The sequence below is a fragment of the Paenibacillus sp. cl130 genome (assembly GCF_900116035.1).
Classification (GTDB): Bacteria; Bacillota; Bacilli; order Paenibacillales; family Paenibacillaceae; genus Paenibacillus; species Paenibacillus polymyxa_B.
In genome coordinates this window covers 472,326-498,576 of record NZ_FOYG01000002.1, presented here as the reverse complement: position 1 = coordinate 498,576, position 26,251 = coordinate 472,326, and the positions used below count along the sequence as shown (strand labels likewise).

General features: G+C 48.3%; 1 protein-coding gene and 1 pseudogene. Both read left to right on the top strand.

The window, feature by feature from the left end; all coding sequences use genetic code 11:
- Window positions 1-10: 10 nt before the first annotated feature.
- Window positions 11-12,781, top strand: a pseudogene (locus BM358_RS08515) (SDR family NAD(P)-dependent oxidoreductase); the annotation flags it as partial.
- 50 nt (window positions 12,782-12,831) lie between these two features.
- Window positions 12,832-26,232: an SDR family NAD(P)-dependent oxidoreductase gene (locus tag BM358_RS08510; RefSeq protein WP_028540511.1), complete on the top strand. Its 13,401-nt coding sequence runs from the start codon at window positions 12,832-12,834 to the stop codon at window positions 26,230-26,232.
- The last annotated feature ends 19 nt before the right edge of the window (window positions 26,233-26,251 follow it).

Below are 26,251 nucleotides of genomic sequence, written 5' to 3'. Positions count from 1 at the left end.
GGATTGGAACATGCTTTATGGGGATGCCAAGCCGCGGCGAATCAGCCTGCCGGCCTATCCTTTTGCGAGAGAGCGGTACTGGATCACGGATATTATGAGCCCATTTGTAGAAAGAGTCTCTTCTGTAGAAAGAGCTGTTACGGAAGCTCAGGAAAAGGCAATTCCCGTCCAGACTCATGCGATGCAGCCAACAGCCCTAATACAACCCGGTTTTTTGAATAGTTCTGAAAAACCAAGCGCCATATCCTTACCGAATTTGTTGGACCGTCAGCCGCACCTAAGCAAGTCTGCCAACCAGGAGGGGACAACGATCATGTTAACTTCACTGGAGGAGACATCGCACACATTTGAGGATGAGAAGAAGACGGAAGCGCTGTCGTCTATTCCTCCTGCAATATCGGCGGAAATATTGCAGGAGGAGCTGACAACAAGCCTGGCGCAGGCTTTATATATAGATCGGAGCGATATCGATTCGGATAGAAACTTTGTTGATCTTGGATTGGATTCCATTATTGGCGTAGAGTGGGTTCGTAGCATTAATAAGCATTACAATACAGCCATAACAGCGACAAAAGTCTATGATTATCCAACCATCCGGGATTTTAGCAAATTTGTAGAGATGGAATTGTTGAGCAAATCAATTGCGCCATTTTCTGCCCAGTCTATTTCGGATCATTCTCCAGCAGAGTATTCACCGTCATCCGTTGCATTAGAGCCGGAGAAATCGGCAGAGGCTTCCATTCAGGTGAATTTGATGCCGATTTCGTTTGAAAAGCAGGCGCAGGCCAGCATGGCTGAGTGCAGCGCCTCTGCAGAGCTGTTACAGGAAGAACTGACGGTGAGCCTGGCTGAGGCTTTGTATATGGAACGGAGCGAGATTGAGGCGGATAAAAACTTTATAGATACCGGACTAGATTCCATTATAGGCGTAGAGTGGGTTCGAAACATTAATAAACGATATGGTACATCTATAGCAGCGACCAAGGTCTACGACTATCCGACCATTCGCCAATTCGCTGCATATTTGGCACAAGAAATCAATAAGCGTGGAGGAAGCTCCAATCAACAGTCCTTGAGCACAGTCCCGGACACGGATAAGCCTATTGCGAAAGTCCATTCGAAGGGACCTGACACGCTGCAATGTTCCCCAAGGCTATCGTCAAAGGAGGATTCCGAGCCATTCCACCTGGTAAAGGTAGCAGAAGATTCATCGCCTATGCCTTCGGAAAATAAAGAAGTAATTGCAATTGTCGGGATTTCGGGAAGATATCCTGGTGCGGAAGATGTGCAGCAATATTGGGATAATCTCGCTCTAGGCAAAAATTCCATTATTGAAATCCCGAAGGACCGTTGGGATGTAAGCCAATATTACGATCCTCGTCCAGCGCAAGAGGGGAAAATCAATTGCAAGTGGCTGGGTGTTTTAGAGGATATGGAATATTTTGATCCGTTATTTTTCAATATTTCTCCTACCGAGGCGGAAGGGATGGATCCCCAGCAGCGCATTTTTATGCAGGAAGCATATAAGGCAATTGAGGATGCAGGCTATAGTGGCTCACAGTTGGGAAATAAAAAATGCGGGGTTTACCTTGGGATTTTAAATAATGAATATAGTATGCTGCGGTACAAGCATCAAGCGCAGTTCACCAATACTACTGGGAACAGCAACGCTATTGCAGCGGCTCGCATCTCTTATTTCCTCAATCTGAAAGGTCCGGCCATATCCGTAGATACGGCATGCTCCTCATCGCTGGTGGCAACCCATCTGGCATGCCAGGCGTTATCTAACGGAGAGATAGAAATGGCGTTGGTTGGCGGGGTGTCGCTATATCTGACTCCTGAATCGTATGTAGGCATGTCTGCATCCGGAATGTTGTCGCCAGATGGCCGGTGTAAAACGTTTGACAATAGCGCCAACGGCTTTGTTCCGGGGGAAGGAGTAGGGGCGCTGGTTCTGAAGCGGCTGAAGGATGCTGAGGCTGATCGGGATCATATATACGGAGTTATTATTGGGTCCGGAATCAATCAAGATGGAAAAACCAACGGGATTACCGCTCCAAGCACAAACAGCCAAATTGAGCTGGAGCGGGAAATATACAACAAATATCAGATTGAGCCTGAAAGCATTAGCTATGTTGAAATGCATGGGACAGGAACCAAGCTGGGCGACCCTATTGAATTGGAAGCTTTATCAACCGCCTTTAAAGAGAAAACCGATCAGAAGAACTACTGTGCCATAGGTTCGGTAAAAAGCAATATCGGGCATACTTCTGCAGCAGCGGGCATAGCAAGCGTGCAAAAGGTGTTGCTATGCATGAAGCATAGAAAACTAGTACCGACACTGAATTTCAAGAACCCGAATGAGCATTTTGATTTTGATAATTCTCCTTTTTATGTCAATACAGAATTGAACGCCTGGGAACCTTCCCGCGGGAACAAAAGGCGCGCCGCTGTGAGCTCTTTCGGATTTAGCGGTACGAACGCCCATCTTATTATTGAAGAATATCGTCCCGGGACTGGAACATCTGCGACATCACCAGCAGCCGCCGATATCCATAATCCCGTTCTCTTCGTTTTGTCTGCTAAAGGTGAAAAGCAACTAAAAACGTATGCCGAAAGAATGAGGAGCTTTATTGCATCCCGGGAAAATCTTAACCTCTCGGATATGGGGTATACGCTGCAAGTGAGCCGCGAGCCGATGGATTACCGGCTGGCTTTTGTGGCAGATTCAAAAGAGGCATTGCTAAAAGCGCTCGAAGGATTTGCGAATCATGATCTGGTTTCTGGCGTCCTAACGGCGCAGGTGAAAAAGAGCAAAGACGGGATTGTGATGTTTGAGGCGGATGAAGATGCCAAATCGTTGCTTGAAACCTGGATCAAGAAGAGAAAACTGAAAAAAATAGCGGAGTTGTGGGTAAAGGGGCTAACTATTGACTGGAACAAGCTGTATGGGGACATCAAACCTTACCGGATCAGTCTACCGACCTATCCTTTTGCGAGAGAACGCTGCTGGGCGCCTGAGCTTGACAGCAAGGCAGGCAAAGGCATGACTTCTGTCACTGCTGCTTCGCTCCATCCTTTACTGCATCTAAACACCTCCGATTTCTCGGAGCAGCGGTTCAGTTCGACTTTTACAGGCCAGGAGTTTTTCTTGAAGGATCATGTGGTGAATGGACGCAAGGTTCTATCCGGGGCTGCTTGCCTTGAAATGGTCCGGGCGGCCGTGGATCGGGCAACAGGTTCTGATGAGGGCGGGCCAACCGGAATTTGCCTTAAAAACGTGGTTTGGGCACGGCCTATTATCGTAGAGGATGGGCCACTACAGCTACACATCGGACTTTTCCTGGATGATCATCAAGAGATTTCCTATGAAATATATGGGGAGAGCGAAGAAGCTGATGCAGGGATTGTGATATATAGCTACGGCAGTGCCACACGAAGATCGGCTGTGGAGGTCCCAACACTGAATATTAAAGACTTGCAGAATGTATGCAGTCGGAACTTCGACCCCACACAAATGTATGGAGTTTTCAGGGATATGGGAATGGATTATGGCCCTGGACATCAAGGGATTGAGATGGTGTATGCGGGAGAGGGCCAAGTACTGGCTAAGTTATGCTTGCCGGCTTCCGTTTCTGACAACCAAAGCCAATTTGTCCTGCATCCAAGTATGATAGATTCGGCATTGCAGGCAACCGTAGGCTTGACGCTGGGGTCTGGCGTGATCAAACCTTCTCTGCCTTACGCCATTCAAGAAGTTGAAATTATAAAAAATTGCTGCTCCATCATGTGGGCGTTGATTCGCTACAATGCAGACGGTCTAGCTGAGGAAAAGGCACAGAAGCTGGATATTGACCTGAGCGACGAAACCGGAGCCATCTGTGTCAGGATAAAAGGATATTCATCAAGAATTTTGAATAGGGACTCGATTTCCTCGGATGTTCAGTCTAATTCCAGTAACTTGATGCTTGAACCCGTATGGAAAGAGCAAGGGATTGCTCTAGGGGCTGAAATGCCTGTATATGATCGCCATGTTGTGTTACTCTGCCAGCCGTCCGAGATTTCCCGTGAACAAGTTGAAGCTCGGATGGACGACGTGCAATGCATTGTACTGCAACCCGACCGAAACGGAATCGCGGAACAGTTCCAGCATTACGCCGTCCAGGTGGTTGAAGAGATTCAAAGCATTTTCAGGGAAAAACCCAATGGCAAGGTGCTGATCCAGATTGCCATAAGCGGACAGGAGGAGCAGCAGCTTTTCTCGGGACTTTCCGGTCTTTTAAAAACGGCCCGGCTTGAGCATGCAAAACTGGTAGGTCAGTTAATAGAATTGGGACAGGATGAGGACTGGGGAGCAATCATAGACATTTTAAAAGAAAACAGCCGTAGCCTCGAGGATATCCAGATTCGGTACGAGAAAGGGACACGGTGGGTTTCCTGCTGGAACGAAGTTCACATCTCTCAGGAAGCGGCGGGTAACCCTTGGAAGGATGGGGGAGTGTACCTGATTACTGGCGGTGCCGGTGGATTGGGGCTCATTTTTGCCAAAGAGATTACGGATAAAGTCCATAAAGCTGTCTTGATTTTAACGGGGCGTTCCACGCTGGATGAGGTCAAACGGGCTGAGATAAAGAAAATGGAGGCATTAGGGGCACGAATCATATACAGACAGGTCGATGTGACTCAGGAGCAGGCGGTGACCGATTTAATCCAGGAAATTCAGGAGGAATTCGGAAACATCAATGGCATCATTCATAGTGCAGGAGTGATTCGCGACAACCGCATACTCCAAAAAAATAGCGAGGAAATGCTGGAGGTTCTCGCACCCAAAGTAATAGGGACAGTGAATCTGGATCAGGCAAGCAAGAATCTGCCGCTTGACTTCTTTGTTCTATTTTCGTCTGTAGCCGGAGGATTAGGTAATCAGGGACAGGCAGACTATTCTGCAGCTAATGCGTTTATGGATGCTTATGCCGGATACCGGAACACTCTGATAGCATCTAAGCAGCGCCAGGGTCAAACGCTATCCATCAATTGGCCGCTATGGAAAGAGGGTGGGATGCGTATTGATGAGGAAACGGAGAAGCTGGTAAGGCAGCGTACAGGCATGAGCGGCATGTCAACCTCTTCCGGCGTTCAGGCCTTGTATCGTGGCATGATCACGGGCGTTGATCAGGTTATGGTGATGGAAGGCAATCTCGCAAAAATGAAGAAAAGCATGGGTTTAATCACGACTCCAGAGATTAGGCAGCCTGAAAAGGTGACAGGAATTTCAGAAGCTTCCCCTAAAAGCAATGCCGTACCGGATCTGCTGGACAAGGTACAGGCCGCTATGATACAGGCCGTGTCAAAATTGCTGAAAGTCAAACTTGAAGATATTGATGAACATGTAGAACTGAGTGAGTATGGCTTCGATTCCATCCTGCTCACACAATTTACCAACAACATCAATCACTTATACCGACTTGAGCTGACGCCGGACATATTTTTTGAATACACAACGATTCATGACTTCACCAGGTATTTGGTGGACGAATATGATGCCGTGCTTGGCGAGCAGTTTGCCGTGCATGCCCGGATTGAGCCTGCTGTCCAGGCCGTGGAGGATGATAGGGAAGACAGTACCCACGTTAGACGGCAGCGTTTCCGGTTTGCAGGCGGGAATGTGTTGTCCATGCGGCAACAGACTCAGGCTGTTCCTGAACCTATTGCCATCGTGGGAATGAGCGGTGTATTTCCCATGGCTCGGGATGTGGATGAGTTTTGGAAAAATCTTGAGGAAGGCAGGGACTGTATCACTGAAATCCCTGAAGATCGCTGGGATTGGAAGACGTATTACGGTGACCCTGAGCAGGAGGCCAATAAAACAAACATCAAGTGGGGCGGGTTTATTGAGGGGATCTATGAGTTTGACCCGTTATTCTTTGGAATTTCACCACGGGAAGCCGCACTCATGGACCCGCAGCAGCGTCTGTTGATGACCTATATCTGGAAGGCGATTGAAGATGCAGGCATTCAGGCAGGGAGTCTGTCGGGAACCCGCACAGGAATCTTTGTAGGTACCGCGAACAGCGGCTACAGCGGTATGATCTATCAGGGAAATGTGGGTGTCGAGGCGTATTCCTCCAGCGGTATGGCACCGTCTGTTGGGCCCAATCGAATGAGCTATTTCCTTAATATTCATGGTCCGAGTGAGCCTATCGAAACGGCTTGCTCCAGTTCGCTGGTGGCCATTCACCGAGCCGTTAGAGCCATAGAGGATGGAAGCTGCGAGATGGCGATTGCAGGCGGTGTCAATGTGATTATCACGCCTGAACTCCATATCAGCTTCAACAAAGCAGGAATGCTGTGTGAGGACGGTCGGTGCAAAACCTTCTCCGATAAGGCCAATGGCTACGTGCGTGGTGAAGGGGCCGGCATGCTTTTCCTGAAAAAGCTGAAGGATGCAGAGAAGGACGGAGACCATATTTATGGTGTAATTCGGGGTACTGCCGTCAATCACGGAGGCCGGGCCAATTCCCTGACAGCTCCTAATCCGAGGGCTCAGGCGGATGTGTTGGTAAATGCATATACAAAGGCCGGAATCGATCCAAGGACTGTCTCTTACATTGAGGCCCACGGGACAGGCACCGAGCTGGGCGATCCGATTGAAATTAACGGACTGAAAGCAGCTTTCAAAGAGCTTTATGAGAATACAGAGGGACCCGGGATCACAGAATCCCATTGCGGATTGGGCTCGGTGAAGACCAATATCGGACATCTGGAACTGGCTTCTGGAATCGCGGGTGTCATAAAAGTACTGCTTCAGTTAAAGCATAAAAAGCTGGTCAAAAGCCTTCATTGCGAGGCAATTAATCCCTATATAAAACTTGAAGGTAGTCCGTTCTATATCGTTCAGGAGGCGCGGGAGTGGAAGCCACAGCGGGATACTCAAGGGAAAAATATTCCTCGAAGAGCGGGTGTTAGCTCCTTTGGATTCGGGGGTGCCAATGCCCATTTGATAATCGAAGAATACATTCCTGGAAAGCAGGCGCAGAATTCTATTCCCCTTACCACCCCAAAATCGGCTATTGTGGTGCTGTCAGCCAAGAGTGAAGGACAACTGCTAGAGCAGGCGCAGCTATTACTAGCTGCAATCGGGGAGCATCCGTTCACAGACAGCAGTCTGGTAGATATAGCGTATACCCTTCAGGTGGGGCGCGAAGCAATGGAAGAACGTTTGGCTTTCGTTGTAGGCTCTCTCCGGGAGCTTGAAGAGAAATTGAAAGGATTTGTGGAAGGCCGGGATGGTATCCACGGCTTACACGTGGGACACGCCAAACGCCATAAAGAAGAAAATAGAGCTCGTGAAGACGGAGAGGGTGCAGGCACGACGATTGATGTTTTGGTTAGCGAAGGCAGCTATGGAAAAATCGCAGACCTTTGGGTAAAAGGAGTCGCAATTGACTGGGCCCTGTTGTACGGAGAGGCTAAACCAAACCGTATCAGTCTGCCAACCTATCCCTTTGCCAAAGAACGATATTGTATAACCGATATCAATAAACGGACGGGAGCAAGCGGTGTTGTGTTGGAACGGGAGACAGCAGTCGGCATTCATCCCTTACTTCAGCGTAATACGTCCGATATTTATGGACTGCAGTTCAGCTCCATTTTTACGGGGAAGGAATTTTTCCTGTCTGACCATGTGATAAGGGGGCAGAAGCTCTTGCCTGGAGTGGTCTACCTTGAAATGGCGCGGGCGGCAGTAGAGCAGGTTGCAGGATCTCCAGAAGATAAGTGGACGTCCATCCGGTTAAAAGATGTGGATTGGATCCGTCCAGTTGTGGTTGGGGAGGAGTCGGTTGATGTCAGTATTGGGCTCTATCCGCAAGATGGCGGGGAGATCGCCTATGAAATTTACAGCAAGTCTGGAGCAACGGACACCGAGCTGGTGGTGCATAGTGAAGGCAGGGCAGTAATTGTTCCGGTGGCAGAGGTCCCTGCTATAGATATTAAAACCTTGCTGGAGCAGTGCAGTCTGGGCTCCGTTTCATCCCGTCAGTGCTATGAGGCGTTTGCGGCGATGCAGATTTCCTATGGGCCGGGACATCAGGGAATTGAGAAAATATATATCGGAGTGGGTCAAGCGCTTGCCAAGTTGTCCTTGCCTTCTTCCGTTTACCATACGATGGAGCATTATGTGATGCACCCCAGTTTGATGGACTCCGCTCTTCAGGCGACGATAGGCTTGATTATGAGTGCAGGTGATCGCAAAGCTTCCATTAAGCCAGCTTTACCATTTGCATTGGAAGAGTTAGAGGTATTTAACAGATGCACATCAGAGATGTGGGCCTGGATCCGTAATAGTGAAGACAGCAGGCAGGATGGCCCGCTGCAAAAGTTAGATATCGATTTGTGTGACGAGCAGGGGAATGTTTGTGTGAGGATGAAGGGATTTTTATCACGAGTTGCTGAAGGAGGAACAGGTGGCCCAGATGAATGGACTGCACCTGAGACTTTGATGCTTGAGCCTGTGTGGGAAGAACAAGCGATTGCTCTGGAAGGAACAGCACCTGACTATCAACAGCATCTGGTAATTTTATGCGAACCGGGATATATTTCCGGGGAAATTATTGAATCGCAAATGAACGGGGTGCAGTGCCTCATTCTCCAATCCGAAGAGAAGAGCATTGATGCACGGTTTAGGACTTATGCGACACAGGTGTTTGAGGCAATTCAACATATTCTTAAAACGGAATCCAAAGGCAAAACATTGGTTCAGCTTGTCGTTCCGGTGCAGGATCACCAACAGGTATTCTCGGGACTTTCCGGACTCTTAAAAACAGCATGGCTGGAGAATCCAGTACTGGTTGGCCAATTGATAGAAATGGATGTGGAGCAGGATCCAGCAGGTCTGATAAATATCCTGCAAGAAAACAGTCGCAGCTATATAGAACCACATATCCGCTATCAATCGGGTAGACGACATGTTGCTGTATGGACGGAAATTAAAGATTCTCTGGAAGCGATCAGCATTCCGTGGAAGGACAGGGGAGTATATTTAATTACCGGCGGAACCGGAAGTCTTGGTTTAATTTTTGCCGAAGAAATTACACGACAGGCCAGAGATACTACTCTAATTCTTGTTGGACGCTCCCCGCTTCGTGGTGACACCAAAGCAAGGATTGAGGAGATAGAGGCTTTAGGTGCAAGAGTAGTATTCCGACAAGCCGATGTAGCCGATAAAAGGGCCGTTGAAGTTTTGATTCGGGATATTCAGGAAGAGTTTGGGAAGCTGGACGGAATTGTGCACAGCGCAGGAATGGTTAGCGATAATTTCATTATAAAAAAAACACGGGAGGAATTGCAAAACGTTTTGGCACCAAAGGTTACGGGATTGGTGAATCTGGATCAGGCTTGCAAGGAAATCCCGCTGGACTTCTTCATCCTTTTTTCATCCGTTGCAGGGAGCCTCGGGAATATAGGGCAGGCTGACTATGCTGCTGCCAATGCCTTTATGGACGCCTATGCCAAGTACCGTAGTACGCTGGTAGAGCGAGAACAACGCCAGGGGCGGACGATTTCAGTCAATTGGCCACTCTGGAAAGAAGGCGGAATGCGTATTGATGGGGAAACAGAAAAGATCATGGAAGGGATGGGGATGTTTGCAATGGAGACTGGTGCAGGAATTCGGGCTTTGTATCAGAGCCTGGCTTCCGAAAAGAATCAAGTCATGGTGTTGGAAGGGCATGCCAGTCAGCTAAGAGAAACGCTCCTGCAGCAACCGTCCCTGAATCAGGCTGGAGATGCCTCCTCTATGATAAGGGAAAGCGAGATGGGTTCGGTCATCGGACAAGACCTGCTTGCCGAAAAAGCGGCAAATTATTTAAAGCAATTGCTCGCTACATCCATCAGGCTGCCGGCAAGGCAGATTGAAACCGATGCCCCTATGGAGAAGTACGGCATTGATTCCATTATGATTAAACAGCTAACCCGTGAGTTGGAGAAAACGTTTGGAACACTGCCCAAAACTTTATTTTTTGAATACCAGAATATCCGGGAATTGACCCAATATTTCCTTAAAGTCCACCAGAAGCAGCTGATTAAATTGCTTGGAATCGAGACAGAGGTCAACCCTGCGAAAGAATTCAAGCCTTCTACGATGGAAAACGACCCGGGAAGGTCACTTTCTGATAGTCGGAAGCAATCGCGTTTCATGCCAGTTCAGGCAAGTTTCCAACCGCAACCGAAAAGAGCAGGCGAATCAGAGGAAATTGCCATTATTGGTTTGTCGGGCATGTATCCCGATGCAGAAAACATACGGGAATTCTGGAACAATCTGCGCGATGGGAAGGATTGCATTACGGAAATTCCCAAAGATCGCTGGGATCACAGCATGCACTTTGACGAGGACAGGAACCAGTCCGGAAAAGCTTACAGCAAGTGGGGAGGCTTTATCAAAGGTGTGGATCAGTTTGACCCCATGTTTTTCAATATCTCTCCTAGAGAAGCACAGATAATCGATCCTCAGGAGCGTCTATTCCTGAAATGCGTCTATGAAACGATAGAGGATGCAGGCTATACCCGGGAAGCGCTTGGACTAGAGCGGGGCCTTGGGCAGGATAGGAATGTGGGTGTTTTTGTCGGGGTCATGTATGAAGAATACCAGCTTTATGGGGCACAGGAACAAGCTAGGGGCAGAATGATTGCCGTTCCTGGCAATCCGGCTTCCATCGCAAATCGGGTATCTTATTTCTGTAACTTCCACGGTCCGAGCATGGCTGTGGACACCATGTGTTCTTCTTCATTGACGACCATTCATCTGGCCTGCCAAAGCTTGCAACAAGGCGAGTGTGAGCTTGCCATTGCTGGCGGCGTCAATGTATCCATTCATCCGAACAAATACCTGATGCTTGGGCAAGGCAGGTTTGTATCGAGTAAAGGACGGTGCGAAAGCTTTGGACAAGGCGGAGATGGATATGTGCCGGGAGAAGGCGTAGGAGCCGTACTGCTCAAACCACTGTCCAAAGCTATTGCAGATGGCGACCATATATATGGGGTCGTAAAGGGGACCTCGGTGAATCATGGAGGGAAGACAAACGGATTCTCAGTTCCTAATCCCAATGCGCAGGCCAGTGTAATTGGAAGGGCCTTTAAGAAAGCAGGAATTAACCCCAGAACCATTAGTTACATCGAAGCGCATGGCACCGGGACATCCTTAGGTGACCCCATTGAAATCGCCGGATTGCAAAAAGTTTTCCAGGAATATACGGAGGATAAGCAATTTTGCGCAATCGGATCGGCAAAATCAAATATTGGGCATTGTGAGAGCGCGGCAGGGATCGCCGGAGTTACAAAGGTGCTCCTTCAGCTCAAATACGGACAAATCGTGCCTTCATTGCATTCAAAAACACTAAACCCGAATATCGATTTTAGCGATAGTCCTTTTATAGTTCAGCAGGAGCTGGGAGAGTGGAAAAGACCCGTCGTCACAATGAATGGGAAGACAGTTGAATACCCAAGAATCGCAGGTATTTCCTCATTTGGCGCCGGAGGCTCCAACGCACATGTGCTCATTGAGGAATATATCCCTGAGGAGCAGGAGACTAGACAAGTTACCATTCCACTGCAAAATCCGGCAATGATCGTGCTGTCGGCGAGGAATAAAGATCGACTGGATGAACAGGTGCAAAGACTGCTTGCTGAACTCAAAGCGCCGGAATACTCGCAAACCAGCCTGGAGGATATAGCATTTACTCTGCAGGTGGGACGGGAAGCCATGGAAGAACGGCTAGCAGTCATAGTTAAGTCTACCCGTGAGCTTACAGAAAAGCTGGAGAGTTTTTTAGCGGGGAATGAGGATATTGACGGGCTGTATTTGGGTCAGGCAAAGAAGAATAAAGACATCCTAGCTGTTCTTGAGGCAGACGAAGACATGGCAAAAATGGTGGATAGTTGGATAAGCAAGGGGAAGTATACAAAGCTGGCGGAGCTTTGGGTGAAGGGGCTACTCTTCGATTGGACTAGACTTTATGAGAATACCAGCCCTCGTCGGATTAGTCTGCCAACTTATCCATTTGCCAAGGAGAGCTATTGGATCTTCGCGCGTGGGGGCGAATCCCGGGACGTCGAGGCGGAAACTCCTGTAGTCGATGTGTCGGTACAAGAGTTCGTTTCCAGCCCTCCTGCAGTTAACCATAGCAACGATAATGTGCAGAGACAGACTTTGGCGAAAGTACCTGAAAAACCGCAGGGCATTTTGCTAAGCTCCGTTTCCAACATCCAGATGGTAGCAGATAAGCCAGAAAAGTCAGCTGTGCTGGCAGAATCCAAGCCTGCCCCGCCGCAACCTGAGGCCAAGCCTTCTTCGCCGCCGCCCATTGTTGCCAGGGATGAGGCAAAGCGGTCGACATATGCGCCAACGGCTGTACGGATAGAAACATTGGAGAAGGAACTGGTAGAAAGTCTTGCGAAATCCTTGAGTATGAATGAAATGGATATTGGCCGGGATGATCAATTTATTGATATGGGACTGGACTCCATTATAGGTGTAGAGTGGGTGCAGGCTGTGAATAAACGCTTTGGAACAGCTATTCCGGCAACCAGAGTGTACGACTATCCTAACATTAAAGAATTCTCCAAATTTTTGGCAAAGGAATTGAACAAGTCGGCGGGAGATACAAATCAGGCTCCTACAGAGCCGAAGCCTAAGCAGCCCATGCAAGTCTTGTTACAGAAAGTACTGCAGGGTGAGTTAGATTTTGAACAGGCCGACCAGTTATTCAACCAATTACACTCGTAGACAGCCAACACGATATTTGTCCTATTTCATACAGCTAGGAGGACATGTTTATGGATTCAAAAGATATTTTTCGTGCGGTGCAAGCAGGGGAAATCAATTATGAAGATGCTGAAAAACAATTGCTTCAATTTATTGGCGAGCTCCCGGATGAATCATTGGAAGCCAGTCCACAGGAATTATCAGAAGGACGGGCTTTCACGTTGCAACCATTGGACAGCTTCCACACGTCGGAGGATGGGCAGGAGATAAGCGCCTCCCAAATGAAGGTACAGTCTGTGGTTGAATTGCAGGAATTTGAGCACGGGATTGTCTTGTTGAAAATGAAGGACACGGCGCACAAAAATACATTTTCCGATGAACTAATTATCGGCCTGAATCAGGCGTTTGAGACAGTGCAGGCTAACGAGAATTATAAAGTTGTGATTCTGACGGGATATGACACCTACTTTGCCACAGGAGGCACCCAAGAGGGGTTGCTGGCTATCCATGAGGGAAAGGCGAAATATAGCGATACCAATGTTTACAAGATTGCTTTGGATTGCAAGCTGCCCGTCATCGCTGCTATGCAGGGACATGGGATTGGTGCTGGCTGGTGCATGGGGATGTTTTGCGATTTTATCGTGATGAGTCGGGAAAGCATCTATACTACTAACTTTATGAAGTACGGCTTTACTCCCGGAGCGGGTTCGACCCTGATTTTCCCTGAGAAATTCGGGGTTAGTATGGCACAGGAAATTCTATTTACAGGTACTAGATATAGTGGTTCGGAACTGGAAACCAAAGGGGTTCCTTTTCCGGTTGTACCGAGGAATGAAGTGGTGCCGCACGCCATGCAGCTGGCAAGAAAACTGTCTGAGTCTCCCAGGGAGTCATTAATTGAGCTGAAAAACCATATGGCCCAATCGATAAGAGAAAAGCTGGCGGCTACTATTGAAAAAGAAATAAAAATGCAGGATAAAACGTTTGTGAATCAGCAAGAAGTTAAAGAACGGATTCAATTCGCCTATGGACAGCTGCCGAATAGCAATGATTCCCACAAAACGGTCAAGCATGCTGATTCTAAAAAAGCTATGCTAGATATGCCGCGCGGTCAGGAACATAAGGAGTCTATCGCAATTATTGGTATGGCAGGGCAATTCCCGGAATCCAGGACTTTGGCTGAATTTTGGGACAATCTGGCTCAGGGCAGGGATTGTATATCGGAAATCCCTTCAACGCGATGGTCAATCGATGAATATTACGATACCGATCCCAAGGCTCAGGGAAAAACCTATAGCAAATGGATGGGTGTTTTAGAGGATGTAGATAAATTTGACCCGTTGTTCTTTAATATATCCCCTGCAGAAGCAGAGATGATGGATCCTCAACAGCGCCTGTTTCTTGAAAGCAGCTGGAAATGCATTGAAGATGCCGGATTAAATCCAGCCTCACTGTCGGAGAGCCGCTGCGGTGTTTTTGTAGGTTGTGCAGCCAGTGATTATGGGAGGTCCATGAGTGGGCAGGGGTTAAATGCGCAGGTTCTTATGGGAGGGTCTCCTTCAATTCTATCCGCTCGGATTTCGTATCTGCTAAATTTGAAAGGTCCTTCTTTGGCTATTGATACCGCATGCTCTTCCTCTCTGGTGGCTATTGCTGAAGCCTGCAACAGTCTCCTTTTAGAAACAAGTGACCTTGCTCTGGCAGGCGGAGTCATGATTATGGCTGGTCCGGGGATGCATGTTATGACTAGCAAGGCAGGAATGCTGTCCAAGGATGGACGGTGCTTTACCTTTGATGCCCGTGCAAACGGGTTTGTCCCCGGAGAAGGAGTTGGGGTCATTTTATTAAAACGGCTCTCTGATGCAGTCAGAGACAAGGACTCCATATATGGAGTTATTCGGGGATGGGGAATGAACCAGGATGGAAAAACCAACGGAATAACTGCCCCAAGTGTAAATTCACAAATCTCGCTGGAAAAAGACGTATATCGACGGTTTAACATTCATCCCGAAACCATCTCCATGATAGAGGCCCACGGAACAGGAACAAAGCTGGGTGATCCTATCGAGGTGGAGGGACTTACGGAATCATTCCGATCCTATACAAGCAAGAAGGGCTATTGCGCATTGGGGTCACTGAAAAGCAATATGGGTCATATGATGACTGCGGCCGGAGTGGCCAGTGTGATGAAAGTGCTGCTGGCCATGAAGCACCACCAATTGCCGCCTACCATTCATTTCGAATCCTTAAATGAGCATATTTCTCTGGAGGATAGCCCGTTCTATATTAACACCAGTCTGCAAAGCTGGGAGCCCGAACCGGGAGTACCCCGGCGTGCGGGCGTAAGTTCTTTCGGATTTAGCGGCACTAACGCTCATATGGTTATTGAAGAATATGTTCCTGTAGTCTCTGCGGTGAATCTACCCCCAGTGGGTAAAGACAACCCGGGACTATTTGTGCTGTCCGCTAAAAGTGAACAATCCTTGAAAACCTATGCAGCAGATATGATGAATTTTGTTAAGTTGCACGAAAGCGTTAATCTCACGGACCTGGCCTATACCTTGCAAGTGGGAAGAGAGGCCATGGACTGGCGTCTCGCGTTTTTGACGGATTCAAGAGAAAATCTGATAGATGAACTTGAACATTTTATTAACGGAAACTCGTCGGAAAAAGTGCTGATCGGCCGTGTGAACTATCCAGGTGGCGGAATCGAACTCTTGGATTCGGACGAAGACACCGGAACCCTGGTTCGGGCCTGGACTGAGAAGAAAAGACTTGATAAGGTAGCCAAATTGTGGGCCAATGGCGCAAGCATTGAATGGGACGCACTTTATGGAGATATCAAGCCCAGACGAATCAGTCTGCCGACCTATCCTTTCGAAAGGGCACGCTATTGGTTATCCGAAACAGACACTGGACAAGGCAGTGTAAATCTGGCTATGACTGCCCAAATTCATCCTTTATTGCATCAGAATATTTCCGATCTCTCCGGACAACGTTATAGCTCTACTTTTACAGGCCGGGAATTTTTCCTGTCAGACCACAGAATCAAGGGTCAACAAACATTACCCGGGGTGGCTTACCTCGAAATGGTGCGAGCAGCTGTAGAAGAGGCAGTGGGGGCCGTAGTAGAAAGCGAGACCCATATTCAGCTGAAAAATATCGTATGGGCTCGGCCTGTGGTTGTAGCAGACGGACCGGTCAGGGTACTCATCAGTCTATATCCCCAGGACAATGGAGAGATTGCGTTTGAAATATGCAGCGGGATGGAAGGGGCCGACGCTGAAGGTATTATACACAGTCAGGGAATGGCTGTGCTGGAGAGGGCTGGCGAGCTACAGTATCTGGACCTGAATGTCTTACGGGCAGACTGTACCCGCACACCACTTTCTTCGAGCCAATGCTATGAAGCTTTCAAAGCCATGGGGATAGACTATGGACCCGCACACCGTGGCATTGAGGCAATCTTTCGAGGAAAGGATTACGTGCTGGCCAAGCTGTCCCTACCATCCTCTGTACTCCATACTCAAACTGAATTTGTACTGCATCCAGCTTTGATGGATTCAACTTTGCAGGCCACAATCGGCTTGGTAATGGGTTCGGAAGAAAATTTGCCTGTAGGCAAGCCAGCGTTACCCTTTGCTTTGGAGGAACTGAAGATTTCCGAAAAATGCACTCCAGTGATGTGGGCCCGGATCTCTCACGATGGGAGTGAAGAGACGTCGAATGGATTAAGCAAGGTGGATATTGATCTGTGCGATGAGACCGGAAAGATTTGCGTGCAGCTCAAAGGACTTTTATCCAGAGCTTTGGAAGGAGATGTGGGGCAAGCCAGCATCACTGAGGATATGGGTACACTGATGCTTGAGCCTGTCTGGCAGGAGACACCTGTCACCACAGGGGTGAACGCTAACGAAGATATCCAGCATGTTGTGATCCTGTGTGAAGTGGATGGTATCTCCGGGGAGGATATTGAAGCCCACATGGATGGTACTCGCTGCCTTGTTTTACAGTCCTCCAGCATGGATATGGACAGTCGGTTTGAAGATTATACCATTCAGATATTTGAAGAATTGCAAAGCATCCTGCTAGACATCCCCAAACAGAAAGTTTTGATACAGCTTGCAACCCGCGCTCGGAAGGACCAACAGGTTTATTCCGGGCTCTTTGCAATGCTGAAAACCGCTCAAAAAGAAAATCCGAATGTCATGGGTCAGCTGCTTGAGCTTGATGTAGAGGATAATGTCGAAGGAATCATTGAGAAACTACAAGGGAACCGGAGTGGCCTGCATAACGAACGGATACGGTACCAAGGGGACAAACGACAGGCTTTAATGTGGCAAGAAATTGAAGCCTTACGTGAAGATGCAGACCTGCCGTGGAGAGATGGTGGGATCTATCTCATTACTGGTGGCTTAGGTGGCCTGGGGCTTATTTTTGCCAGAGACATTGTGCGCAATGTGAAAAACTCCACCGTCGTATTGGTGGGTCGGTCATCACTTTCTGCGGACCAAAAGGCTCTGTTAAGCGAACTGAGAGCGCTGGGCGGTCATATAGAGTATCAACAGGCAGATGTGGGCCACAACGAATCGGTTACCGGGCTAATTCATGGCATCGTCGAGCAATTTGGCGGCCTTAACGGTATTTTGCACACAGCCGGAGTGATTCGGGACAACTTCATCATCAAGAAGACTAAAGAAGAGGTTAGAGAAGTGCTGATTCCGAAGGTCTCAGGGGTGATGAATCTGGACCAGGCCAGCAGAGACCTGCCTCTGGACTTCTTTATCTTATTTTCTTCTGGCGCAGGAAGCCTTGGCAATGTAGGGCAGGTTGACTACTCCGCTGCTAATGGCTTTATGGATGCGTATGCCTCCTATCGAAATGCTTTGGTGACAGTAAAGCAGCGCCAGGGGCAAACGCTGTCGATAAACTGGCCTCTGTGGAAGGATGGAGGCATGCATGTCGACCTGGAAACGGAAAGGGCGATGCAAGGCCTGGGCATGATTGCCATGCAAACGGAGAATGGAATCAAAGCTTTGTATCAAAGCCTGTCTTCCGGCAGAAGTCAGGTTATGGTGATCGAAGGGTATCCCCAAAGGATTAAAGCGGCAATTCTAGGCCAGCTCTCGGAAACTGATGTCTCAGGCCGATCTGTAATGGAAAGCGGGGGAGCATCGCTTATCGGAGAAGAATGGCTAAGGGAAAAAGCGGAGGGTTATTTGAAAACGGTACTTTCAACCGTGATCAAGCTGCCCGCTGAAAGTATAGATGTCAATGCACCAATGGACAGGTATGGGATTGACTCGATACTGGTTATGCAGCTTACCAATGAATTGGAAAAGACTTTCGGCTCACTACCGAAAACATTATTTTTTGAACACCAGAATCTCCGGTCATTGACGGGTTATTTCCTTGAATCGTATCGCGGTCGGCTGATTGATGCTGTAGAAGCGACAGAGAAGAATACGGCTCCTGATGCAGGCCCGAAAGTACCTATAAAAGCAACCATAGAGCCTTTAGCCTCGATATCGGCTAATCGTAGGCGTCCATGGCTTTTCCCGACAGGTATACAACCACATCAGGAGAAGAAGGCATTAGACATTGCAATTATCGGCGTGTCGGGGAGATATCCGGGAGCATTGGGTATCCGAGAGTTCTGGGACAACCTAAGGGATGGAAAGGATTGCATTACAGAGATTCCTAAAGAACGCTGGGATCACAGTCTGTACTTTAATGAAAACAGAGGCAAGCCCGGAAAAACCTACAGCAAGTGGGGAGGGTTCATCGATGGAGTGGACTGGTTTGACCCGTTGTTTTTCAATATTTCGCCAAGGGAAGCGGAAACGATGGACCCGCAGGAGCGCTTATTCCTGGAATGCGTTTATGAAACGATAGAGGATGCAGGTTATACGAGAGAAACCCTTTGTGCAGAGCGGGAGCTTGGCGGCATAGAAGGCAATGTCGGGGTTTACGTCGGAGTGATGTACCATGAGTATCAACTCTATGGAGCCCAGGAACAAGCCAAGGGAAGGATGATTGGACTTCTCGGGAATGCCTCGGCGGTTGCCAACCGGGTATCGTATTTTTGTAATTTTCAAGGGCCAAGTATCGCTGTAGATACCATGTGCTCCTCGTCACTGACATCAATTCATATGGCCTGTCATGGACTACAGCATGGAGAATGCGAACTGGCAGTAGCAGGAGGGGTCAACGTCTCCATCCATCCTAACAAATACCTATTGTTGGGACAGGGAAGTTTTGCATCAAGCAATGGGAGATGTGAAAGCTTCGGACAGGGAGACGGATATGTACCGGGAGAAGGAGTCGGGGCTTTGCTGCTCAAGCCATTAGCCAAAGCCATAGCAGACGGAGACCGGATATATGGAGTTATCAAAGGAACTGCAGTGAACCACGGGGGAAAAACCAACGGCTATACCGTACCTAACCCCAACGCACAGGCCCGTGTGATTGGTCAGGCAATTAAGGAGGCAGGAATCAACCCCAGAACCATCAGCTATATAGAAGCCCATGGAACAGGAACTCCACTGGGAGACCCGATTGAAATTGCAGGCTTACAGAAGGCCTTCCGGAAATATACCGGCGATAAGCAGTTCTGTTCAATCGGGTCGGCGAAGTCTAATATCGGGCATTGTGAGAGTGCTGCTGGTATCGCCGCGGTGACAAAGGTGCTTATGCAGTTGAAATATAAACAAATCGTGCCTTCGCTACATGCAAGTACCTTAAATCCCAATATCGACTTCAGCGATAGTCCCTTTAAAGTTCAGCAAGGGTTAGAAGAGTGGAAAAGACCAGTAGTTGCTATCAACGGTGAAACCAGAGAATACCCAAGGGCAGCAGGAGTATCGGCCTTTGGTGCTGGGGGCTCTAACGCTCATGTGGTTATCGAAGAATATATTCCAGAAGAAGCTAGTCAGCAGCAAGCTGCGCCTGTATCCCTGAATCCTGTCATAGTCGTGTTGTCGGCCAAAAATAAGGAAAGACTGGACGAGCAGGTGCAAAGATTGCTGTCTGCACTCAGAGAGCTGAATGACCCGCATACAAGTCTCTCAGATATCGCCTACACGCTGCAAATCGGGCGAGAAGCGATGGACGAACGTCTGGCGATCATTGCAAAATCCATCCAAGAGCTTGACTGGAAATTGGAAGGCTTCCTACAAAAAAAGGAAGGCGTAGAAGAACTGTATAGAGGACAGGTAAAGCGTAATAGAGGAGGGCTTGTCACTCAGGAAGTCGATGAAGATATGGCTAAAATGATTGATGCATGGGTGGACAAAGGGAAGTATGGAAAGCTCGCTGAACTTTGGGTTACGGGACTGATTTTGGATTGGAACAAGCTTTATGAGGATGTGAAGCCTCGCAGGATGAGTCTGCCAACCTATCCTTTTGCCAGAGAAAGCTATTGGATACCCGTACATGAGGAAAAGAGCGCCGCAATAACAGAAGCCGCTTCGTCCCAATCATCCTTTTTGACACCTTTACTGCATCAGAACACTTCAGACTTTCTGGAACAGCGGTTCAGTTCAACGTTTACAGGCGAGGAATTTTTCCTCAAGGATCATGTTGTGAAAGGTCAAAAGGTTCTGCCTGGCGTAGCCTATCTTGAGATGGTACGGGCGGCTGTAGAACGTTCCACAGGAGATATGGACAACAGCACAACAGGAATCCGTTTGAAAAATGTAAACTGGATTCGGCCCATTGTGGTGGATAACCAGCCAGTTTCTGTACACACCAGGCTCTACCTGGAAGACACTGGAAAAATCAGCTTTGAAGTGTATAGCGGGCAAGTAGGAAGCGAAAGAGGGCATACCGTGCATAGCCAAGGTGATGCGGTGCAGGTTTGCGTAGAGCAAAAACCGACACTAAACCTTAAGGCGTTACAGGCAGATTTTGGTCAACACAGGTTTAACGGATCGCAATGTTATGAAATCTTCGAGGAAATGGGAATGGACTATGGCCCGGCATACAGATGTGTGGAGAAGGTATATACACATCCGGGCAGGGTACTAGCCAAGCTGGCATTGCCTTCCTTCATTTCTAATATGGCGGACAGCTTGGTTCTTCACCCCAGCTTGCTGGATTCGGCCTTGCATGCATCGATCGGGCTAATCATGGGCCAAGAGAACGGAGGGCTACCGGGTAGCGCTGTACCAGCTACGCCTCACATGCCGTTTGCCCTCCAAGAGTTTGAGATTTATGGGGCATGCACCCCGACCATGTGGTCGTTGATTCAATACAGCGAGGGCAGCAAGAAAGAAGACAAGGTACAGAAGCTTAATATTGACTTGTGTGATGAGGAAGGAACTATTTGCGTCAGAATAACAGGATTATCCACCCGGGCGCTGGAAGGAGAAGTCGGCATTGAAAATGCACAAGGCGCAGCGGCAGGAGAAAGTGCCGCCGACTCGCTTGTAGGATCCGTAATGCTCATCCCGAAATGGGACCCTGCTGCTGTAAAAAAAGATGTCGTTTCCCCGTCACCGACAGACCGATTGGTCATTGCAGGTGGTACTGACAAAGACAGACAGGCCATCCGGGAGTATTATCCTAGGGCGCATTTCTTGGAGCTTCAAGCGCACGATTCCATTGAAACAGTTGCCTCAAAGGTAGAAGAATATGGAGCCGTTGACCATATTCTGTGGATTGCACCCTGTGCTTTCGTCGAATCGGTGACTGCCGAGTCCTTGATCAAGGAACAGGAGCAGGGAGTCCTTCTCTTCTTTAGAATGGTCAAAGCGATGCTTTTATTGGGATACGGGACGAAAAAGCTAGGCTGGACAACGATAACCAATCAAGCTCAGCCGATGGATCAGAACGATACAGTCAACCCGACTCACGCAAGTCTTCATGGGCTGGTAGGCACCATGGCCAAAGAATATCCGAACTGGAAAATCCGTATCCTTGACCTGCAATCCGATGATGACTGGCCGCTATCCGATATGTTTACGCTGCCTTCGGACCGACAAGGACGGATGTGGGTTTACAGAAATGGGCAGTGGTACCGGCAGCACTTGGTCCCATTCAAACAGACTTCAGGTTTAAAAGGACAGACGCTATACAAAACCGGAGGCGTCTATGTGGTCATCGGGGGTGCCGGCACTATCGGAGAGGCTTGGAGCAAGTATATGGCCTGTACCTACCAGGCCCAGATGGTGTGGCTAGGCAGAAGGCAAAAGGATGCCTCTATCCAGGCCAAACTGGACGGATTTGAAGGCCTGGGACCTGTTCCATGCTATATCACGGCGGATGTAGCAGACGAAAGGGAGCTGCAGCGGGCATATGAGGAAATAAAACAGCGGTACTCCAACATAAACGGAGTGGTGCACTCAGCTATTTCATTTTTGGAAAAGGGCTTGGAAGATTTGACGGAAGAAGAGCTCCGGTCAGGGCTTTCAGCAAAGGTTGATGTAAGTGTACGCATGGCTCAGGTCTTCCAAAATGAGCCGTTGGATTTCGTATTGTTCTTCTCTTCCATGATTACCTATGTAAAGAATCCGGGACAAAGTAGCTATGCTGCCGGAAGTACCTTTAAAGACGCGTTTGCGCATCGTCTTTCGCAGGAATGGCGTTGTCCAGTGAAGGTCATGAACTGGGGATACTGGGGGAGCGGCGAAAACAATGCCTCTCAAAATGGAGGGCAGGAGGTAGAAAATTACTCCAGACTGGCGCAAATAGGTGTTGGGCTCATTGACCCGCAGGAGGGGATGGAGGCGCTTGAGACGCTTCTTGCCTCACCGATAGACCAAATGGGGCTTATGAAAACAACAAGACATCTGGAGATGGAAGGGACTAATCCGACGGAAGAGATTGATCTCTACCCGCCTAATTCGGATCCGAATCTCAGGGATATTCAGGAAAATATTGCTACAGCAATACAATCAAGAAGCCATTTTATCGAAAACTATGCTGCAGATGATATGGGCGACCTCCAGGAAAGGGAGATGGAACATCTCCTAAGCAGGTTGTTGCGGGAGCAGCTCTTGTCCATGGGGTTATCAGGGACAGATCGTCAGTCCGTCGACGAGTTCAAAAATAAACTCGGACTACCTGAGCTATATGGCAAATGGCTGAAAGAGAGCATGGAGATTTTGACACAGATGGATAACGACCTATCAGGTAGAAACTCCAGCTTGACGGATCGAGATGATGTCTGGCAGGAATGGGAAGAGCGCAAGCGTACATGGCTACAATATCCGCAGATGAGAGCAAGGGTTAATTTGGTTGAGACAACGCTACGGGCTTTACCGGAAGTGCTTACCGGAAAATCGCCTGCGACTGAAGTCATCTTTCCCAATTCCTCAATGGAACTAGTGGAAGGAATTTACAAGAACAATCTGGTGGTGGACTACTTTAATGAAGTACTTGCCGATACGACTGCCGCTTATATTCAGGAGAGGATTATGGCCGACTCCACTGCGAAAATCAGAATTCTGGAAATCGGAGCGGGCACCGGAGGAACCAGTGCCACGCTATTCCTGAAATTGCGCCCATACCGCAAACACATTCAGGAATATTGCTATACCGATATTTCCAAAGCCTTTTTGATGCACGCGGAAAAAGAGTATGGGCCGCATAATCCGTATCTCAGCTACCAGATTTTGAATGTTGAAGAACCTATTGCCGGGCAAGGTATTGAGACGGGGAAATATGATATTGTCATTGCCGCTAATGTGCTTCATACCGCAAAAGACATCCGCCAGGCGTTACGTAATGCAAAAGCGGTTTTGAAAAGCAATGGCTTGCTCCTGCTTAATGAAATCACAGGTAGTAGCGTATTTACCCACCTTACCTTCGGATTGCTAGATGGCTGGTGGGCGTATGAGGATCCGGAATGGCGTATACCTGGATGCCCAGGACTTCGTCCTCAAATATGGAAAACCGTATTGGACAAAGAAGGCTTCCATGCAGCGTTCTTCCCGGCGCAAGAGGCGCATGATTGGGGCCAGCAGATTGTTGCAGCCCAAAGCGATGGCTTGGTTCGGCAAAAGCGACAGCACAAACGAAGATCAATATTGATAGAGAAAAGAACCGTAGAAACGGTATCAATGAAACAACGAACTCAACCCAAAATAGAGGTAGCACAAGCAGAGGTAGAACATGTGCTGCGTGAAAAAAGTACGGCGTATTTTAAACATTTGCTTGGTGAGACGCTAAAAATGGAACCGGGAAGTATCGACTCAACGGTTGCCCTGGAAGAGTATGGAATCGACTCGATATTGGTTGTGCAAATCACAAATGTTTTGCGTGAAGTCATTGAGGATTTTGCCAGCACGCTGTTTTTTGAGTACAACACCATAGATGATCTAGTAGCATACCTTCTTCAAACGCAAAAGGACTCGTTGAAGAAGCTGGTAGGGATAAAGGAACAGGAGTTGACCGAAGAGACTTCCAGAGTTGAAGAGGTCCCTGCTTTGCAATTACTCGCTACTGTCCCAATGAAGTTTGACCGGGGAGGGCGTTTCCTTAAGCCTTCTGACAGCACAAAGGAAAAGCCAACGACACGATCCTCCAATATCAGGGATGTTGCGATTGTTGGGATGTCAGGACGCTATCCGGGAGCTAGTAATATAGAGGAATATTGGAACAATCTAAGAGAAGGTAAAAATTGCATAACTGAAATTCCGAAAGACCGTTGGGATTGGAAGACCTACTTTGACCAAGAAAAAGGGAAAAGGGGCACAATCTATACGAAATCGGGCGGTTTTATCGAAGGCATTGATTTATTCGATCCGCTATTCTTTAAGATTTCTCCCGCAGAAGCCGAAACAATGGATCCGCAGGAAAGACTGTTCCTGGAAGCAGCATATGCAAGCATAGAGGATGCTGGGTATACCCCTGCCAATCTTTGTGAGAGTAGAAGAGTCGGTGTATTTGCAGGCGTTATGAACGGAAATTACGGTTTGGGACCTCAATATAATTCCATCTCGAATCGGGTTTCCTATCATTTGGATTTCCAAGGTCCGAGTATGTCCTTAGATACCGCTTGCTCTTCCTCATTGACGGCGATCCATTTGGCTTTGGAAAGCCTGTATAGCGGTACAAGCGAGTGTGCCATTGCCGGGGGAGTCAACTTGATTGTAGACCCTATCCACTATATCAAGCTGTCGGCTATGACGATGCTTTCTAAAACGGGTGAATGTAAGTCATTCGGAGATCAGGCAGATGGATTCGTCGACGGAGAGGGTGTCGGCGCGATCGTGTTGAAGCCGTTGGAGAAGGCCATTGCAGATGGCGACCATATTTATGGAGTAATCAAAGGGAGCATGCTTAATGCTTCAGGTAAAACCAGCGGTTATACAGTACCTAGCCCTCAAGCTCAATCCTGGTTGATTGAAGAAGCGCTCCAGCGTGCGGATGTCGATGCAAGGACAGTTAGTTATATTGAAGCCCACGGAACCGGTACAGCTCTGGGAGATCCTATTGAAATTGCAGGACTGACAAGGGCTTTCGAAAAATTCACAAAGGATAAGCAGTTCTGCGCCATAGGGGCGGTCAAATCCAATATAGGCCATTGTGAGAGTGCAGCAGGCATTGCAGGAGTGACTAAAATATTGTTGCAGCTAAAGCACAGCCAGCTAGTACCATCCTTACATTCAAGGAAGTTGAACCCTGAAATTAATTTCAACAATACTCCATTTATCGTTCAGCAAAGCCTGGAGGAATGGAAGAGACCGGTAATTACAACCGATGGAATCACAAAAGAATATCCAAGACGGGCTGGAATATCTTCTTTTGGTGCAGGCGGGGCAAACGCTCATATCGTGATTGAAGAGTATATTCCCGAGTATCAGGAACAGTCTGGAACAGAATCCGCTTCTCAGGGACCTGTCATGATCGTGTTGTCAGCCAAGAGCGAGGAGCAGCTTAAGGAAAAGGGAAGGCAGCTGCTGAATGCTCTTCAGGGTCAGCTATTCTCCGCAAGCCTATCGGATATTGCTTACACGCTTCAGGTGGGGCGCGAAGCGATGGAGGAGCGTTTAGCCATACTTGTGGAATCTACCGCAGAGCTTGAGGAAAAATTAAAGAGTTTTGTGGATGGACGCCATAACATGCTCAACCTATATAGGGGACAGGCTAAACGTAACAGAGAATCGTTGTCTATTTTTTCGGGGGACGAAGACTTGCAACAAATGATCGATCTTTGGATTTCCAAAAAGAAATATACCAAGCTTTTGGAGCTGTGGGCCAAAGGGATAAATTTGGATTGGGAAAAACTTTACACAGGGAAGATGCCTCACCGTATCAGCCTGCCTACCTACCCTTTTGCTAAAGAGCATTACTGGGCTTCTGAAAGCAAGGATCAAGTAAAAGCCTATGCATTATTTTCGCAAGGTGAGAGCGATGTAGACTTTGATGATATATTGTGCGGCAGACTCTTGGATGAAATGATGAACGATACCCTGTCTGTTGATGAGGCTGCCAGTGAAATCCTCAATATATGTATACGTAAATGAGAAGTTTCTACGTGCTGGG

Coding starts and splice junctions, on each gene's coding strand:
- BM358_RS08510 (WP_028540511.1), top strand. CDS start 12,832: ATGGATTCAAAAGATATTTTTCGTGCGGTGCAAGCAGGGGAAATCAAT.